Source organism: Photobacterium sp. R1 (assembly GCF_054600795.1).
Genome location: NZ_BAAHZP010000942.1, coordinates 1 through 238, shown reverse-complemented (window position 1 = coordinate 238; position 238 = coordinate 1). Strand labels below are relative to the sequence as shown.

Annotated in this window: 1 protein-coding gene; it reads right to left on the bottom strand. The window is 60.5% G+C overall.

The annotated features are described in order from the left end of the window. On the bottom strand, positions 1-238 hold a 238-nt coding region (locus ACYP03_RS27855; protein ID WP_459782918.1), incomplete at both ends, for a D-alanyl-D-alanine carboxypeptidase.

The window sequence follows — 238 nt, the reverse complement described above, 5'->3', positions numbered from 1 at the left end:
GACGACTTTGGCAAGGCTGGTGGCACTGACGGGCTGATGGGCAGGGATATGAAGCCGGGTCAGTTGGCCCAGTGGCCGGTCACTGTATAAGGCGCCCTGAACGCAGTTGTGTTCCAGGGTGATACTGCTGGACGGGGCACTGTAACAGACGCCCAGGCTGTCCCAGGGCCAGCCGGATGCCTGCTCGTAGCCGGTAAACTGGCTGCCGTTGAGGTAGATATTCCCTTTGATGCGATGC